Annotated in this window: 19 protein-coding genes; 17 read left to right on the top strand and 2 right to left on the bottom strand. The window is 64.2% G+C overall.

Translation table 11 applies throughout. The features are described 5' to 3' along the window. The first annotated feature begins 264 nt into the window (after positions 1 to 264). From PVW46_RS19185 to PVW46_RS28815, 16 genes are all read left to right on the top strand, one after another. Positions 265 to 1,464, top strand: a complete 1,200-nt coding sequence (locus PVW46_RS19185; RefSeq protein ID WP_043143488.1) for a phage portal protein — start codon at positions 265 to 267, stop codon at positions 1,462 to 1,464. Continuing rightward, positions 1,457 to 1,684, top strand: coding sequence for a GTA head formation protein, RCAP_rcc01685 family (locus PVW46_RS19180; protein ID WP_082024671.1), 228 nt, complete (start codon positions 1,457 to 1,459; stop codon positions 1,682 to 1,684). Before PVW46_RS19185 ends, PVW46_RS19180 begins: the two co-directional genes overlap by 8 nt. A gap of 34 nt (positions 1,685 to 1,718) precedes the next feature. Continuing rightward, positions 1,719 to 2,258: an HK97 family phage prohead protease gene (locus PVW46_RS19175; RefSeq protein WP_043143490.1), complete on the top strand. Its 540-nt coding sequence runs from the start codon at positions 1,719 to 1,721 to the stop codon at positions 2,256 to 2,258. A gap of 65 nt (positions 2,259 to 2,323) precedes the next feature. Then, positions 2,324 to 3,505, top strand: a complete 1,182-nt coding sequence (locus tag PVW46_RS19170; protein ID WP_043143492.1) for a phage major capsid protein — start codon at positions 2,324 to 2,326, stop codon at positions 3,503 to 3,505. A 156-nt stretch (positions 3,506 to 3,661) separates the two neighbouring features. Next, positions 3,662 to 4,255 carry a head-tail connector protein gene (locus tag PVW46_RS19165; RefSeq protein WP_043143495.1) on the top strand — a complete coding sequence of 198 codons (594 nt, stop codon included), beginning with the start codon at positions 3,662 to 3,664 and terminating at the stop codon, positions 4,253 to 4,255. Further along, a complete protein-coding gene (locus PVW46_RS19160) occupies positions 4,252 to 4,587 on the top strand; it encodes a head-tail adaptor protein (RefSeq protein WP_043143497.1) in 336 nt (111 codons plus the stop codon). The genes PVW46_RS19165 and PVW46_RS19160 overlap by 4 nt, the downstream gene beginning before the upstream one ends. Continuing rightward, complete coding sequence (locus PVW46_RS19155; RefSeq protein WP_069208842.1) at positions 4,584 to 5,000, top strand: DUF3168 domain-containing protein; 417 nt, start codon at positions 4,584 to 4,586, stop codon at positions 4,998 to 5,000. Before PVW46_RS19160 ends, PVW46_RS19155 begins: the two co-directional genes overlap by 4 nt. A gap of 46 nt (positions 5,001 to 5,046) precedes the next feature. Next, entirely contained in the window at positions 5,047 to 5,454 is a 408-nt protein-coding gene (locus PVW46_RS19150) for a phage major tail protein, TP901-1 family (RefSeq protein WP_043143501.1), read from the top strand. 3 nt (positions 5,455 to 5,457) lie between these two features. Continuing rightward, complete coding sequence (locus PVW46_RS19145; protein ID WP_043143502.1) at positions 5,458 to 5,790, top strand: gene transfer agent family protein; 333 nt, start codon at positions 5,458 to 5,460, stop codon at positions 5,788 to 5,790. Then, entirely contained in the window at positions 5,777 to 5,977 is a 201-nt protein-coding gene (locus tag PVW46_RS19140; protein WP_043143504.1) for a rcc01693 family protein, read from the top strand. The genes PVW46_RS19145 and PVW46_RS19140 overlap by 14 nt, the downstream gene beginning before the upstream one ends. Beyond that, positions 5,974 to 6,624, top strand: coding sequence for an RcGTA-type gene transfer agent tail tape measure protein (locus tag PVW46_RS19135; protein WP_043143506.1), 651 nt, complete (start codon positions 5,974 to 5,976; stop codon positions 6,622 to 6,624). Before PVW46_RS19140 ends, PVW46_RS19135 begins: the two co-directional genes overlap by 4 nt. Positions 6,625 to 6,634: 10 nt before the next feature. Continuing rightward, positions 6,635 to 7,267 (top strand): DUF2460 domain-containing protein, encoded by a 633-nt coding sequence (locus PVW46_RS19130; RefSeq protein ID WP_074620841.1) that lies wholly within the window; start codon positions 6,635 to 6,637, stop codon positions 7,265 to 7,267. Beyond that, entirely contained in the window at positions 7,267 to 8,151 is an 885-nt protein-coding gene (locus PVW46_RS19125) for a phage/gene transfer agent baseplate hub protein (protein WP_069208844.1), read from the top strand. The genes PVW46_RS19130 and PVW46_RS19125 overlap by 1 nt, the downstream gene beginning before the upstream one ends. Continuing rightward, entirely contained in the window at positions 8,148 to 8,582 is a 435-nt protein-coding gene (locus tag PVW46_RS19120) for an NlpC/P60 family protein (RefSeq protein ID WP_043143510.1), read from the top strand. Before PVW46_RS19125 ends, PVW46_RS19120 begins: the two co-directional genes overlap by 4 nt. Further along, complete coding sequence (locus PVW46_RS19115; RefSeq protein WP_069208845.1) at positions 8,582 to 12,517, top strand: baseplate multidomain protein megatron; 3,936 nt, start codon at positions 8,582 to 8,584, stop codon at positions 12,515 to 12,517. The genes PVW46_RS19120 and PVW46_RS19115 overlap by 1 nt, the downstream gene beginning before the upstream one ends. Then, entirely contained in the window at positions 12,451 to 12,879 is a 429-nt protein-coding gene (locus tag PVW46_RS28815) for a DUF7742 family protein (protein ID WP_443137053.1), read from the top strand. The genes PVW46_RS19115 and PVW46_RS28815 overlap by 67 nt, the downstream gene beginning before the upstream one ends. On the opposite strand, the gene PVW46_RS19110 is transcribed toward PVW46_RS28815, so the two are convergent. Beyond that, positions 12,789 to 13,127: a TraR/DksA family transcriptional regulator gene (locus PVW46_RS19110; protein ID WP_069208846.1), complete on the bottom strand. Its 339-nt coding sequence runs from the start codon at positions 13,125 to 13,127 to the stop codon at positions 12,789 to 12,791. The two genes, PVW46_RS28815 and PVW46_RS19110, sit on opposite strands and share 91 nt — an antisense overlap. Before the next feature lie 83 nt (positions 13,128 to 13,210). Here PVW46_RS19110 and cysE point away from each other — a divergent pair, with 83 nt between their 5' ends. Then, positions 13,211 to 14,017, top strand: coding sequence for a serine O-acetyltransferase (gene cysE, locus PVW46_RS19105; protein ID WP_043143516.1), 807 nt, complete (start codon positions 13,211 to 13,213; stop codon positions 14,015 to 14,017). Positions 14,018 to 14,118: 101 nt separating this feature from the next. On the opposite strand, the gene PVW46_RS19100 is transcribed toward cysE, so the two are convergent. Further along, the coding region (locus PVW46_RS19100; protein ID WP_274577170.1) for a pyruvate dehydrogenase complex dihydrolipoamide acetyltransferase at positions 14,119 to 15,372 on the bottom strand (1,254 nt) is incomplete at its 5' end.

The following is a 15,372-nucleotide window of genomic DNA, read 5'->3' as shown; positions in this document are numbered from 1 at the left end:
AGCCCCTCGCGCTCCCCGGAGGTATTTTCCGCCCAAAGAAACATGGGGCGGCGCCCATGTTGCGGTGTTGCGCATCGTCCGGACGGTGGTGTGACGCGGCCTTAAGGCGGTTTTCCTAGATTGCCTCAAGAGACGCGGAGGTGGGCAGCCTCCGGACCAGTTCAGAAGACGGAACAGACCGGTAGCGCGCGGATCGGCGGTTCGCGCGGACGGGACGGGTGCGGGCCGCGGGGCGCGCCGCCCTGGGAAAAGGAGCGACTTGGCATGGTATTCGATTTTCTGCGGCGGGGCGGACAGGGTGACGAGGTGCAGGGTGCGCCCCAGGCCAAGGCCTCGGCGACGGGGCGCCTGGTGGCGCATCTGAACGGGGGCCGCGTGGCCTGGAGCCCGCGCGATACCGTGTCGCTGACCAAGCAGGCCTTTGCCGGCAACCCGGTGGGGTTTCGCGCGGTCAAGCTGATCGCCGAGGCGGCGGCGGCGCTGCCTCTGGTCCTGCAGGACAATGCGACGCGATTTGCCGAGCATCCGATCCTCAAACTGGTGGCCGCACCGAATCCGGCCCAGGGGCGGGCCGAGCTGTTCGAGGCGCTCTATGGTCAGCTGCTGCTGTCCGGTGACGGCTATGTCGAGGCGGTGGCGGGCGAAAGCGGGCTGCCCTTTGAGCTGCACGTGTTGCGCAGCGACCGGATGAGCGTGGTGCCCGGTGCCGATGGCTGGCCGGTGGCCTATGAATACGCGGTTGGTGGGCGCAAGCACCGCTTTGGCGTGACGGGGCCGGTCTCGCCGATCTGCCATGTGAAGGCCTTTCATCCGCAGGACGATCATTATGGCTTGTCACCCTTGCAGGCGGCGGCGCAGGCGGTGGATGTGCACAATGCTGCCTCGCGCTGGTCGAAGGGATTGCTGGACAATGCGGCGCGGCCCTCGGGTGCGATCGTCTGGACGGGATCGGACGGGCAGGGCCACCTGAGCCCGGAACAGTTCGAGCGCCTGCAATCCGAGATGGAGATGCACCACCAGGGCGCGCGCAATGCCGGGCGGCCGATGCTTCTGGAAGGCGGACTGGACTGGAAGCCGATGGGTTTTTCGCCTTCGGACATGGAGTTCCAGAAGACCAAGGAGGCGGCGGCGCGCGAGATCGCCGTGGCCTTTGGCGTGCCGCCCATGATGCTGGGGATCCCGGGCGAGGCGACCTATGCCAACTACGCCGAGGCGCACCGGGCCTTCTATCGACAGACGGTTCTGCCGCTGGCCACCAAGGTTGCGGCAAGTGTCGGGCGCTGGCTGTCGTCCTGGAGCGGCGAGGACGTGGTCCTGGCGCCCGACCTGGATCAGGTGCCGGCGCTGGCGACCGAGCGCGATGCGCAGTGGAACCGGGTGGCGCAGGCCGATTTCCTGACCCGCGCCGAAAAGCGCCGGATGCTGGGCCTGCCCGCCGAGGCGGAGGAGGACATCAGTGACTGACCTGCGTTCGCGACACGAGGCTTTTGCCTGTGCGCCGGGATTGCGCCTGGAGGCGCATGAACGGGTGAGCAAGTTGCAGTTCGATGCGCTGACGGACCGTTTCGAACGGTTGGAGGCCCTGATCGAGCGGTTGGAGCGGCGGCTGTGGCTGACGGTCTACGGGGTAGCGGGGGCGATCCTTGCGGATCTGTTCCAGGGCTTTCTGAACGCGGCGCCCTGAGAGGCCGGACCGCGAACCTAGCAGAGGGATCGAGATGGAACTTGAGCATAAATTCTGCCGCTTCGACGCGGATGTGACCGTCGAGGGGCGCGACATCGAGGGCTATGCCTCGTTGTTCGGCGCCTGCGACCAGGGCGGCGACGTGGTGGCCAGGGGGGCCTATGCACGGTCGCTGAAACGGCTGGCGGGCGAAGGGCGCGCGGTCAAGATGTTGTGGCAGCACGACCCGGCCCAGCCCATCGGTATCTGGCAGGAAGTGCGTGAGGATGAGCGCGGTCTCTACGTCAAGGGGCGCCTGCTGGACAGCGTTGAACGTGGCCGCGAGGCGGCGGCGCTGATCGAGGCGGGTGCCATCGACGGGTTGTCGATCGGCTATCGCACGCTGAAGGCCACGAAGAATGACAAGGGCCATCGGGTCCTGACGGAACTGGAGCTTTGGGAAGTGTCGCTGGTGACCTTTCCGATGTTGCCCAGTGCGCGGGTCGCGTCCAAGGGGGAGACCCCCGACGACATCGCCCTGCGCGATCTGGCGGAGGCCCTTGAGGGCATGCGCCGCAACCTGGCGGGCGGCTGACGCGCGTCACTCACGACACTGCCCTCGAGCAGCAGAGCGGCAGGGCAATCACGAAGGAACGAAGGATGAGCGACACCGGGACCAAGTCTCGGACCGGGGAAGATCTGTCTCCGGTCGCCCGGGTGAGTGCCGCGATGGCGGGACTGATCGGGGACTACAAGGCCCTGCAGGCCGACCTTGAAGAGAAGCTTCAGAAACAGGAAGAGCGACTGACCATGCTGGATCACAAGACCGCGAAAGCGAACCGTCCGGCGCTTTCGACCCGTACCGAGGTCGAGGCCCCCCACCTGAAGGCGTTCGACGCCTACCTGCGCACCGGCGACGACGATGCCCTGCGCGGCCTTGAGCTGGAAGGCAAGGCCATGTCCACCGCGATCAATTCGGACGGCGGGTTCCTGGTGGATCCCGAGACCGCGCAGACCATCAAGTCCAAGCTGGACTCCAAGGTCTCGATCCGTGCGATTTCCAGCGTGGTGAATGTCGAGGCCTCGTCCTTTGACGTGCTGATCGACCAGAACGACACCGGCGCCGGCTGGGCCAACGAGACCTCGTCGACCGCCGAGACCGGGACCCCCACGATCGAGCGGATCTCGATCCCGCTCTACGAGTTGAACGCGATGCCCAAGGTGTCGCAGCGCCTGCTGGACGACAGCGCCTTCGACGTTGAAAGCTGGCTTGCGGCGCGGATCGCGGACAAGTTCGTGCGGGCCGAGGCGGCAGCCTTCGTCAACGGCGACGGTATCGACAAGCCGACCGGCTTTCTGACCCATCCGACGGTCGAGAACGACAGCTGGACCTGGGGCAACCTGGGGTACAAGGCATCGGGGTCGGCGAGCGACCTGGGCAATGGCGATGTGCTGATCGACGTGACCTATGCGCTGGATTCGCGCTATCGCGCCAATGCGAGCTTCGTGATGAACTCGAAGACCGCCGCGGCGATCCGCAAGCTCAAGGACAATGACGGGCGTCACCTGTGGAACGACGGGCTTGCTGCCGGTGAACCTGCCCGCCTGCTGGGCTATCCTGTCCTGATCGTCGAGGACATGCCCAATGTCGAGGCCGACGCTTACCCGATCGCCTTTGGTGACTTCGGGTCCGGCTATACCGTTGCCGAGCGTCCGGACCTGCGTGTGTTGCGCGACCCCTTCAGCGCCAAGCCGCACGTCCTGTTCTATGCCACCAAGCGCGTGGGCGGCGATGTGAGCGATTTCGCGGCCATCAAGCTGCTGCGCGTCGCTGTCAGCTGAGCCTGGCCATGAGATGGGGGGCGGGCCCTTGGGCCCGTCTCTCTGGGGCGCGCGCCTGTTCATGTTGTCCAGCTACCCCTCCGCCCGTGCAGCCTGGGCGGCGCGCGCCCAACCGCCTGGCGGACTAGGGATGGTCGAGGATTTCGGAGAAGAAGCATGATGTTGGTGGAAGAAACCCAGGTGCCGGAGGCGGCGCTTCCGATTGGTGCCTTGAAGGACCATTTGCTGCTGGGCAGCGGTTTTACCGAGAGCGATTTGCAGGATCCGGTTCTGGTCTCGTTCCTGCGTGCGGCCTTGGCCGCCATCGAAGGACGGACGAGCAAGGCGCTGATCAGCCGGGGTTTTCTGATGACGCTGGATCGCTGGGCATCCTGTGAGGGACAGCGGTTGCCGGTGGCGCCGGTACAGGCGGTCACGGAGGTGACAGTTGTCGATGCCTACGGTTCGGCAACCACCATCGATCCTGGTGCCTACCGGCTGCAGAAGGATGCCTTTGAGCCGAGGCTTCGGCCCGCCGGGACAAGTCTTCCGGGTGTTCCCACGGGCGGATCGGTGGAGATCCGTTTCGACGCGGGATACGGGGCGACGTTCGACGTAGTGCCGGCGGACCTGAGACAGGCGGTCCTGATGTTGGCAGCGCACTACTACGAGTATCGCAGCGATACGGCGCTGAGCCAGGGATGCATGCCCTTTGGCGTGACGAGCCTGATAGCCCGCTACCGTCCGGTACGCATGGGGCTGGGCGCATGAGCCGCAGGGTAAACAGGCGCTTGGTTCTGGAGGCGCCGCAGCGTGTCGGCGACGGAGCCGGTGGGTTCGAGGAAACCTGGACCGCGCTGGGCACGCTCTGGGCCGAGGTCAAGCCTCGGACCGGGCGGCTGGCCCGAGGCGAGACCGGTGAGATTTCCATCGGCGGGTTCAAGATCACGGTGCGTGGAGCACCGCAGGGGCATTCCGATCGTCCTGGGCCAGGACAACGATTCCGCATGGGCACGCGGCTGTTCCGGATCGAGTCGGTGACCGAGCAGGAGCCTTCGGGTCTCTACCTGATTTGCGAATGCCAGGAGGAGCTTTCGGCATGAGTTACGCGGTTGCGAGCGCCTTGCAGGCCTCTGTCTTTAGCCGTCTTCAGGGAGACGCGGCGCTGAGTGCGCTGGTGGGGGCCGACATCTACGATGCGCTGCCCACGGGCACCTTGCCACCGATTTATGTCGCGCTGGGGCCGGAGACGGTGAGGGACGCGGGTGACCAGACCGGGGATGGGGCCTGGCACCGGTTCGTCGTGTCTGTGGTGACGTCCAAGTCGGGCTTTCAAGCCGCCAAGGATGTGGCGGCGGCGATCAGCGATGCGCTGCACAGTGCCGACCTGATGCTGGCCCGGGGCCACCTGGTCGGCCTGTGGTTCGAGAAGGCAAAGGCCAAGCGCGAGAGCCGAGGCTTGCGGTGCATCCACCTGACCTTTCGCGCTCGGGTCGAGGACGCCGGTGCGCCGTGAAGGCGCTGCCGGGGATGAATGAAATCTTTTCGCAGGAGTGAAAACAATGGCGGTACAGAACGGGAAAGACCTGCTGATCAAGGTCGACGTGAGCGGCATTTTCGAAACGCTGGCGGGACTGCGCGCGACGCGCATCAGCTTCAACGCCGAGCAGGTGGATGTGACCACGCTGGAAAGCACCGGGGGCTGGCGGGAACTGCTGGCGGGTGCCGGTGTCAAATCGGCCAGTCTGAGCGGGTCGGGCGTGTTCAAGGATGGGGCCACGGACGAACGCGCGCGCCAGATCTTCTTTGACGGTGTCACCCCGGCCTTCCAGGTGATCATCCCGGATTTCGGCACGGTCGAAGGCCCCTTCCAGGTGACGTCGATCGAGTATGCCGGGGCACATGACGGCGAGGCGACCTATGAACTGGCGCTGGCCTCGGCGGGCGCGCTCAGCTTCACGGCGGCGTAAGTCATGGGCAATCCGTGGCGGGGGGACGTGGTGCTGGTCATCGAAGGCCAGAGCCACGTGATGCGTCTGACGCTTGGTGCGTTGGCGGAACTGGAAACCGGGCTGGCCAGCGGATCGCTCGTCGACCTGGTGCAGCGTTTCGAAACGGGAGGGTTCAGCACGCGTGACGTGCTGGCGTTGATCGTGGCGGGGTTGCGCGGCGGGGGCTGGACCGGGCGGGCCTCGGATCTTCTGTCCGCAGAGATTGAAGGAGGTCCGATGGTTGCGGCGCGCGCGGCGGCCGAGTTGTTGGCACGCGCCTTCATGCTGCCGGAGACCAGTGATGGCGGGGTTTGATTGGCCGACCCTCATGCGCGCGGGGATGAAGGGTCTTGGCCTCAAACCCTGGGAGTTCTGGGCGCTGACGCCCGCAGAGCTGCAACTGATGCTGGGCGAGGGAGACGGCACGAAACCAATGGGACGGGAACGTTTGACGGAACTGATGTCGGCCTTTCCCGACGAAATGCGAGGTGACGGGACATGATTGAGGATCTTGATGACCAGGTCGAGGCGCTGGAGACCTCTTTGGGCGGCGCCATCGGGATGGCGGCGCAATTTGATGCCGAATTGAAACGCATTCATGAGACCTTTTCCGCGACCAGCCGGGGCGCCACGAAGTTGGAAGCGACGTTGAGCCGGGGGGTGGCCAGGGCCATCGACGGGGTCGTTCTGGATGGCATGAAATTGTCCGACGCGCTCCGTACGGTCGCGCAATCCATGATCGACGCAGCCTGGAAGGCGGCCGTGACACCGGTCGCCAACCATGTCGGTGGGCTATTGTCGTCTGCTGTATCGGGTGTGTTTGGCGGCTTTTCGCCCTTTGCCGACGGCGCAGGATTCTCGCAGGGCCGGGTGATGCCCTTTGCCAATGGCGGCGTTGTCGCCAGCCCGACCTATTTCCCGATGCGCGGCGGCACCGGGCTGATGGGCGAAGCAGGTCCTGAAGCGATCATGCCGCTGACCCGGGGCGCCGATGGCAAGCTAGGTGTGCGTGCCGAGGGTGGCGGCCAGGGTCCGGTGACGGTGGTCATGAATATTTCCACGCCGGATGTGGCGGGATTCCAACGCAGCCAGAGTCAGATCGCAGCCCGCATGGGGCAGGCGCTGAGCCGTGGCGCGCGCAACCGCTGAGGGGGACGAAATGAGCTTTCACGAGGTGAGATTTCCGACTGACCTGAGCTTTGGTTCGGTTGGGGGACCGGAGCGACGCACGGATATCGTGACGCTGACGTCCGGCTATGAAGAGCGTAACACACCCTGGGCGCATTCCCGCAGACGCTACGACGCGGGACTTGGCTTGCGGTCACTTGATGATTTGGCCGAACTGATTGCCTTTTTCGAAGCGCGGCAGGGGCAGCTATACGGGTTTCGTTGGAAGGATTGGGCGGATTTCAAATCCTGCGCGCCCTCTGCTGTGCCCGCGTCTTCTGATCAGGTGATCGGAACAGGTGATGGCGCGCGCGTCGGGTTTCAGTTGTCAAAGACGTACGCGTCAGGTGGCGCAAGCTATGTCCGGCCAGTGAACAAGCCCACAGCCGGGTCTGTCCTGGTCGAAGTCGACGGAATCCCGCTGACCGAAGGGACCGGGTTTTCCGTGGACATCGCCACGGGCATCGTGACCCTGCAAAGCGTGCCGGGTGTCGGTCAGGAGGTTCGGGCCGGGTTCGTCTTTGACGTTCCAGTGCGGTTCGATACGGACCGCATTCACGTCAGCGCGGGTTCCTTCAACGCGGGTCAGGTTCCTGATGTGCCTGTGGTGGAGGTTCGGGTCTGATGGGGGCGGAAGAGTTGCATACACACCTGTCGGGTGGTTTGACGACAGTAGCCCGTGCCTGGGCCGTGACCCGCAAGGATGGCCAGCGTCTAGGGTTCACCGACCATGATCGGGACCTGGCTTTCGACGGGCTGGTGTTCAGGGCCGACAGTGGCATGTCGGCGAGGGCGCTTAGCCAGTCAACCGGACTGTCGGTTGACAATTCCGAGGCAATGGGCGCCTTGAGTGCCAGTGCCATCAGTGAATCGGATATTGCAGCGGGCCGCTATGATGGGGCCGAGGTCGTGGCTTGGCTGGTGAACTGGGCAGATGTCTCTGCGCGGCGGGTCATGTTCCGAGGGACCATCGGTGAAGTACGGCGCGGCGATGGTGCATTTCACGCCGAACTTCGCGGATTGACGGAAATGCTGAATCGTCCGGTTGGACGGGTGTATCAAAAGCCCTGCTCGGCAGTGCTGGGAGATGCCCAGTGTGGCTTTGACCTGTCGTCCGGCGGATACGTTCACTCAGGCCCGCTGATTGCCGTTGAGCAAGGCCGCGTGTTCCTGGCAGGGGACCTGTCCGGCTTTGCCATTGGGTGGTTCCAACGTGGCAAACTGGACGTGCTGACCGGTGAAGCCAAAGGGTTAGGGGGCGCGATCAAACGGGACCATCTGCGCAAGGATGGCTCTCGGGCGATAGAGCTTTGGGAGCCCTTGCGGGCGGTGCCACAGACCGGTGATCAGGTTCGCCTAACGGCGGGATGTGACCGACGCTTTGAAACCTGTCGCCTGAAGTTCGGAAACCACTTGAACTTCAGGGGGTTCCCCGATTTGCCCGAGGAAGACTGGATCACCGTTCATCCCAGCTATGCGAAACGACTGGACGGCGGAAGCCGCAGATGAACCGGGTTGTGGCGGCGGCACGAGGCTGGATCGGCACGCCCTATGTCCATCAAGCCTCTTGCAAGGGGGCGGGGTGCGATTGTCTGGGGTTGTTGCGAGGCGTCTGGCGCGAGGTGATCGGTGAAGAACCCGAAACCGTGCCCGCCTACAGCAAGGACTGGTCGGAACCCGAAGGTGAGGAACGCCTTTGGCGGGCCGGCCTTCGGCACATGGCGGTCAAGCGTCCCGATGATGTGGCCGTGGGCGATGTTCTTTTGTTCCGGATGCGCGACGGGGCGGTGGCCAAGCATCTCGGCCTACAAGCGCAGGTAGGACCGGGGGCAAGTTTCATCCACGCGTACAGCGGACATGGCGTGATTGAGAGCGCCCTGAGCGCGCCCTGGGCGCGGCGGGTCGTGGCCCGCTTTGCCCTTCCTTTGGAGATAGAGTGATGGCGACGATCCTTCTTTCCGCCGCGGGTGCGGCAATCGGCAGTTCCATTGGCGGCTCTGTCCTTGGCCTTTCGATGACAGCGGTTGGTCGATTCATCGGGGCCTCCATCGGTCGTTCCCTGGACCAGCGTCTGCTGGGGACCGGGTCAGAGGCGGTGGAGACTGGCAAGATCGACCGGTTTCGCCTGACCGGCGCCGGAGAGGGGGCGCCCATTGTGCAGGTCTATGGGCGTATGCGTGTTGGCGGACACGTGATCTGGGCGACCGAGTTCAAGGAGCGCGTCCGTGAATCCGGTGGTTCCGGAAAGGGGGCACCTCCCCAGCCCAAAATTCGGGAATTCAGCTACTCCGTGAGCCTGGCCCTGGCGCTCTGCGAAGGTCAGATCACCTCGGTCAACAGGGTCTGGGCGGATGGCGCCGAGATCGCCGTGGATGACCTGAACATGCGGGTTTACGCCGGGACACAGAGTCAGCTGCCTGATCCCAAGATCGAGGCGGTCGAGGGCACAGGGCAGGTGCCCGCTTATCGCGGCACGGCTTACGTGGTCATTGAGGACCTGCGGCTGGAACGCTTTGGCAACCGCGTTCCTCAATTCAGTTTCGAAGTCACGCGCCCGGATTTGTCGACGGGGGAGCTTCCCGATCTGGTTCGGGGCGTCGCCATGATCCCCGGCACTGGTGAATACGCCCTCGCCACCGATCCGATCTATATGCGGCATGGTGCGAGCGCGCAGGACAACCCGTTTGGTATTGGTGCGAAGGGCAAGGCCGTCGCCAATGTCAACTCGCCTTCCGAAGCGCCAGATTTCAACACATCACTCAAACAACTGGGCGACGAGGCACCGAATTGCGGAACGGCCTCACTGATCGTGAGCTGGTTCGGGGATGACTTGCGCTGCGGCAGTTGCACCATTCGCCCCAAGGTCGAGCAGACCGAGCATGAGGCAAAGTCCATGCCCTGGTCAGTCGCGGGGATAGATCGGAGCTTGGCAGAGATCGTGCCCCAAAGCGATGGGCGGCCGGTTTACGGAGGTACGCCGACCGATGCCTCCGTGATTCAGGCAATCCAAAAAATGCAGGCTGAGGGCCTCGGGGTCATGTACTATCCCTTTGTCCTGATGGATCAGATGCCCGGGAATGATCTGCCAGACCCCTGGACAGGGACGGTGGAACAGGCCGCTTTGCCCTGGCGCGGTCGGATCACGCTGAGTGCGGCGCCCGGACAACCCGGGTCTCCGGACGGGACTGCTGCGGCTGATGCGGAGATTGCCGCCTTCTTTGGTACGGCTTCTGCCAGCGACTTCTCGGTGAATGGGGGGGCGGTTGGCTACTCTGGTCCGCAGGAATGGGGCTATCGACGCTTTATCCTGCACCAGGCGGCGCTTTGTGCGGCGGCCGGGGGGGTGGAAGCGTTCTGCATTGGCTCCGAGATGCGCGGTCTGACCCAGATCCGTGGCGCTACAGGATTTGCTGCGGTGGCCGCGCTGAAGGATCTTGCGACCGAGTGCCGGGCCTTGCTGGGCTCTTCCACCATGATCGGCTACGCGGCGGATTGGACAGAGTATTTCGGGTATCAGCCGAATGATGGCTCTGGCGACCTCTACTTTCACCTGGACCCTCTCTGGTCCGATGCCGAGATAGATTTCGTCGGGATCGACAACTACATGCCACTTTCCGACTGGCGTGACGGACAAGAGCACGCAGACGCAGGGTGGGGGAGCATCTACAATCAGGACTACCTGCGCGCCAATATCGAGGGCGGTGAAGGGTACGATTGGTTCTATGCCTCCGAGGCAGACCGGGACGCGCAAGTGCGCACACCGATCAGCGACGAGGCGCATGGCGAACCCTGGGTCTGGCGCTACAAGGACCTTCGCAACTGGTGGAGCAATCCGCACCATGAACGAATTGCCGGCGTAAGGCAGCCCACTGCGACCGCCTGGCAGCCGGAATCCAAACCGATCTGGTTCACCGAACTGGGGTGTGCGGCAATCGACAAGGGGACGAACCAACCCAACAAGTTTTTCGACCCGAAATCCTCGGAATCAAACCTGCCGCATTTTTCCAACGGTTTGCGGGATGATGCGATCCAACAGCAATACCTGAAGGCACAACTTGGCTATTGGGGGGAGGCCGGGAACAACCCCGTGTCGTCCGTCTATGGCGGGCAGATGCTGGATCTTGAGCGCTGTTTCGTCTGGGCCTGGGATGCGCGGCCCTATCCCTGGTTTCCGGCGGATGAGAAACTTTGGTCGGACGGGCCGAACTATCGGCGAGGGCATTGGCTGAACGGGCGACTGTCCATTCGCAGCCTTGCCTCAGTCGTGCGCGAAATCTGTTCCCGAGTGGGCTTGACGGATTTGGATACAAGCGACTTGCACGGGGTGGTGCGCGGCTATGTCGTGTCCGAGGTCAGTGATGCAAGACGGGCGCTGCAACCGTTGATGCTGGCGCATGGGTTCGATGCCATAGAGAGGGACGGGAGGCTTGTCTTTCGGATGCGTCGGGGGCTGGGGCCGGTGGACATTCCGCGCGACGTGCTTGCGGTCAGTGACGAGATCGAGGGAGATCTGGTAGAAACGCGTGCAAGTGAGGCCGAAATGGCCGGGCGCGTGCGCGTCCATTTCGTCCTGGCGGATGCGGACCACCAGGTTGCGGCGGAAGAGGCCATGCTGCCGGATGAGGCCATGCATGCGGTTTCGGAAACCGACATGCCGCTTGCCCTGACACGCGGCGAGGGGCGGCAGACGGCGGAACGCTGGCTGGCAGAGGCAAGGGTCTCACGAGACACTCTGCGCTTTGCCTTGCCTCCGTCGAAACTTGCGCTGGGCGCGGGTGACATCGTTCGATTGCCTTCGGACAGCGGTCCAACCCTGGCGCGGATCGACAAGGTCGAGATCATGGAGCACCAGATCGTAGATGCCGTCCGGATCGAGCCAGACGTATTCCTGCCGTCGGACATGCCCGAGGAACCGCCCCAGGTCCGACCGTTCACGCCCGCCGTCCCGGTGACGCCGGTGTTCCTGGATGTGCCCCTTATCAGCGGGGATGAAGTGCCGCATGCGCCGCACCTTGCGCTGAGCGCGACACCCTGGCCGGGCAGCGTCGCTGTATATGATGCCGCGCAAGACGCGGATTATGGGCTGAACGGCATCGTGGCCGCGCGGTCGGTAATCGGTCTTACCGAAACTGACCTGCCATCGGCTCGGGCAGGAGTGATCGACAACGGGGCGCCGCTTGAAGTGCGGTTGGCCAGTGGAGGCCTGCAATCGATCAGTGATGCGGCCCTACTTGGGGGCGGCAACCTGATGGCCATAGGCGACGGGACACCCGGAAACTGGGAGCTGTTTCAGTTCCGGGATGCCGAGTTGATCTCCGAAGGGCGTTGGAGCCTGTCACACCGTCTGCGCGGACAGGTGGGGAGTGATGGTTTGATGCCAACTTCGTGGCCCGCAGGTTCCTGGGTAGTCCTTCTCGATGGTACCCCGTCACAGATCGCACTCAAGTCCCTGCATAGGGGGCTGGAACGCCATTATAGGATTGGACCGGCCAGTCAGACCTATGACCATCCGTCCTACGAACATCGCGTGCATGTCTTCGAAGGAAACGGCCTGCGGCCCTACAGACCCGCGCATTTGAACGCGGAACAAGCGCACGGGGGCCTGGCTGTCCGCTGGATCCGGCGCACTCGGATCGACGGAGATGGATGGGACCGCGCAGAGGTGCCCTTGGGCGAGGACAGCGAGGCTTACCAGGTGCGGGTGCGCCAGGGAGAGACGGTACTTCGGGACGTGACCGTCAACACCCCGGAATGGGCCTACGCGGCGTCAGAGATGGCCGTCGACGGCGCAAGCGACACCATCACGCTATGCGTGGCCCAGGTTTCGGAACGGTATGGCGCCGGCCCATTTGCGGAACTGCAGGTGACGGTGTGAAACCCGTTCTGCCAGGAGATGTGATTGCGGCGGCACGGGTCTTGTTGCCCGCGCCGCCCGATATGCGTTCAGAGCTGGCCCGTCGGCTTATAGACGAAGCATGTGCTGCCGACCTGCATTGCCAACGGACGGGGCGTGCGCATGTGCGCTGGGGCAACGGGACGCTCTCGGCGGCTGCACATGGGTGCGAAATGGGGCGGGAGACCTGTTTCGAAGACCCCGACTTTCTGGACTGCCAGGTGAAGATGCTCGACGCCCTGCGCGCCTTCTATCAGCCCGAGGCGCAGGAGATACAGCGCATCGCGGTCGGATCCAGTTCGAGGCGCTTGATGGCGATCTCTTCGCCGCAATCCTCGCAGTAGCCAAAGTCTCCGTCTTCGATGCGTGCCAGTGCCGGGACCAAAGCGCGGCGCTGGGCGTCACGGCGTGCCTGCGTTGCCTTGGCCATCGACTGGTTCAATAGTGCATCCTGACGCGACAGACGTCCTACCGCCTGCTGATCCAGTTCCACCGTCGATTGTCCGTCGCGGCCCAGGGCGTCTTCTTCGTCCAGGGTCGTCAGCCGGTCGCGGATCATGGTCTGGAATCGGCGTGTCGCGGACTCATCCATATCGAAGATTTCCCCTATCACGGAATTGCGTTTCGATCAGGCAAGCCTATCTGATAGGGTCACGGCGTCAAAGGAGGACAGGCATGGCTGAAACGCGCGCACATCTGGCGGAGCTGGACCCGGTCTGGGCCCGCATTCGAAGCGAGGCCGAACAGGCCGTGATCGACGAGCCGCTGCTTGGCGGTTTGGTGCATTACTCAATCCTTCACCATCCCACGCTGGACAGGGCCCTGAGCTACCGGATCTCGCTGAAACTCGCCAATCCCGAGATGTCCGAACAGATCCTGCGGGAGATCTGTGACGAGGCCTATGGCGAGGCGCCGGAGCTGGCGCTTTCCGCCCGGGCGGATATCGCGGCCACGTATGAACGTGACCCGGCCTGCCACCGCTTCTTGCAGCCGCTGCTGTTCTTCAAGGGGTTCCAGGCGGTCCAGGCCTACCGCGTGGCGCATTGGCTCTGGACCCAAGGACGCCGTGACCTGGCCTATTTCTTCCAGATGCGCAGCTCCGAGGTCTTCGGCATCGACATTCACCCGGCCGCACGTATCGGCAAGGGCATCATGATCGACCATGCCCACTCCATTGTCATCGGTGAGACGGCTGTGGTGGGCGACAACGTCTCGATGCTGCATTCGGTGACACTGGGCGGGACCGGCAAGGAAGAAGAGGACCGCCATCCCAAGATTGGCGACGGTGTCTTGATCGGTGCGGGCGCCAAGGTGCTGGGCAATATCCGCGTGGGCGACTGCTCGCGGATCGCGGCGGGGTCCGTGGTTCTGAAAGAAGTGCCGCGCTGCTCAACCGTGGCAGGTGTGCCGGCCAAGGTCGTGGGCGAGGCGGGCTGCGATCAGCCCTCGATCAGCATGGACCAGTTGCTGCGCGGCAGCTGAGAGTTTTTTGCATTCATACTCACGAAGCGGCGCGTCCCATCGGGAACGCGCCGTTTTTCGTCCTGGAGCAAAGGTTTTGCCCGCGTGTGGCCTGCGCTTTTTTAGGCCAGCAGGGCCAGCGGATTCTCCAGCCCGTCGACAATGGCCCGTAGCAGGTCCGCTCCCAGTGCGCCGTCGATCACCCGGTGATCGACCGAGAGTGTCACGGACATGACCGTGGCGACCTCGACCTGACCGTCGGCCCCGACCACGGCTTTCTTGACGCCCGCACCGACGGCCAGGATGGCACCGTGCGGCGGGTTGATGACAGCGTCGAAATTCTCGATTCCGAACATGCCGAGGTTGGAAATGGCAAAGCTGCCACCCTGGTATTCCTGGGGAGCAAGTTTGCGGTCGCGGGCGCGGGTGGCAAGGTCCTTCATCTCGGCCGAGAGGGTCGACAGGCTTTTCTGGTGGGCATCCCGCAGGACAGGCGTAAACAGCCCGCCCTCGATGGCGACGGCCACGGCGACGTCGGAAGGCTCCAGTTGCAGGATGCGGTCCCCGGCCCAGACCGCATTGGCGGCGGGCACCTGTTGCAGCGCGTTGGCGCAGGCCTTGATGATGAAATCATTCACCGAGAGCTTGACCCCGCGCGCGGCAAGCTGGTCGTTCAGCTGCTTGCGGAAGGCCATGAGCGCGTCGAGACGAATGTCGCGGCGCAGGTAGAAATGCGGAATGGTTTGTTTCGCCTCCGTCAGGCGGGCGGCAATGGTGCGGCGCATGCCGTCGAGCGGGATCTCCTGGTGCGGACGATCGGCGTAGGTCTTGAGCACCGCATCGGCGCTGGCCCCGCCTGAGACGGGGACGGTCGTGGTTTGCGGTGCAGCGGCGACTGTCGGTTTGGCGACCGGGGCAGGGGAGGCTGTCGCCGCCTCGACATCGGCCTTGACGATCCGGCCACGCGGGCCGCTGCCACTGATCTGTGCCAGGTCCAGCCCCTTCTGCTCGGCGGTCCGGCGCGCCAGCGGCGAGGCGAAGATGCGCGTGCCGTCTGATGTCTGCGGTGATGGAGGGGCGGCTTTCTCGGGGCCCCCTGCGGGGGCCGCCTCGGCAGCCGCGCCGGCCTGCGCCTTCGGCGCCGTGGCCGGCGGGGCGTCGGCGATGTCGCCGGCGGTTTCGCCCTCTTCCAGCAACACGGCGATGGGCGTGTTGACCTTTACCTCGGCGGTGCCCTCGGCCACGAGGATCTTGCCGATCACCCCTTCATCCACGGCTTCGAATTCCATTGTGGCCTTGTCGGTCTCGATTTCGGCGATCACGTCGCCGGAGCGGACCTCGTCACCTTCCTTGACCAGCCATTTGGCCAGCGTGCC

Source organism: Mameliella sp. AT18, from assembly GCF_028807275.1.
GTDB classification, from domain to species: domain Bacteria; phylum Pseudomonadota; class Alphaproteobacteria; order Rhodobacterales; family Rhodobacteraceae; genus Antarctobacter; species Antarctobacter albus.
Note: the sequence above shows the minus strand (reverse complement) of the source record. Positions and strands in the feature narration are given on the sequence as shown.

Excerpts from the sequence above, each read along its gene's own strand:
- PVW46_RS19185 (WP_043143488.1), top strand. The coding sequence starts at position 265 with ATGGTATTCGATTTTCTGCGGCGGGGCGGACAGGGTGACGAGGTGCAG.
- PVW46_RS19175 (WP_043143490.1), top strand. The coding sequence starts at position 1,719 with ATGGAACTTGAGCATAAATTCTGCCGCTTCGACGCGGATGTGACCGTC.
- PVW46_RS19170 (WP_043143492.1), top strand. The coding sequence starts at position 2,324 with ATGAGCGACACCGGGACCAAGTCTCGGACCGGGGAAGATCTGTCTCCG.
- PVW46_RS19165 (WP_043143495.1), top strand. The coding sequence starts at position 3,662 with ATGATGTTGGTGGAAGAAACCCAGGTGCCGGAGGCGGCGCTTCCGATT.
- PVW46_RS19160 (WP_043143497.1), top strand. The coding sequence starts at position 4,252 with ATGAGCCGCAGGGTAAACAGGCGCTTGGTTCTGGAGGCGCCGCAGCGT.
- PVW46_RS19155 (WP_069208842.1), top strand. The coding sequence starts at position 4,584 with ATGAGTTACGCGGTTGCGAGCGCCTTGCAGGCCTCTGTCTTTAGCCGT.
- PVW46_RS19150 (WP_043143501.1), top strand. The coding sequence starts at position 5,047 with ATGGCGGTACAGAACGGGAAAGACCTGCTGATCAAGGTCGACGTGAGC.
- PVW46_RS19145 (WP_043143502.1), top strand. The coding sequence starts at position 5,458 with ATGGGCAATCCGTGGCGGGGGGACGTGGTGCTGGTCATCGAAGGCCAG.
- PVW46_RS19140 (WP_043143504.1), top strand. The coding sequence starts at position 5,777 with ATGGCGGGGTTTGATTGGCCGACCCTCATGCGCGCGGGGATGAAGGGT.
- PVW46_RS19135 (WP_043143506.1), top strand. The coding sequence starts at position 5,974 with ATGATTGAGGATCTTGATGACCAGGTCGAGGCGCTGGAGACCTCTTTG.
- PVW46_RS19130 (WP_074620841.1), top strand. The coding sequence starts at position 6,635 with ATGAGCTTTCACGAGGTGAGATTTCCGACTGACCTGAGCTTTGGTTCG.
- PVW46_RS19125 (WP_069208844.1), top strand. The coding sequence starts at position 7,267 with ATGGGGGCGGAAGAGTTGCATACACACCTGTCGGGTGGTTTGACGACA.
- PVW46_RS19120 (WP_043143510.1), top strand. The coding sequence starts at position 8,148 with ATGAACCGGGTTGTGGCGGCGGCACGAGGCTGGATCGGCACGCCCTAT.
- PVW46_RS19115 (WP_069208845.1), top strand. The coding sequence starts at position 8,582 with ATGGCGACGATCCTTCTTTCCGCCGCGGGTGCGGCAATCGGCAGTTCC.
- PVW46_RS28815 (WP_443137053.1), top strand. The coding sequence starts at position 12,451 with ATGCGTGGCCCAGGTTTCGGAACGGTATGGCGCCGGCCCATTTGCGGA.
- PVW46_RS19110 (WP_069208846.1), bottom strand. The coding sequence starts at position 13,127 with ATGGATGAGTCCGCGACACGCCGATTCCAGACCATGATCCGCGACCGG.
- cysE (WP_043143516.1), top strand. The coding sequence starts at position 13,211 with ATGGCTGAAACGCGCGCACATCTGGCGGAGCTGGACCCGGTCTGGGCC.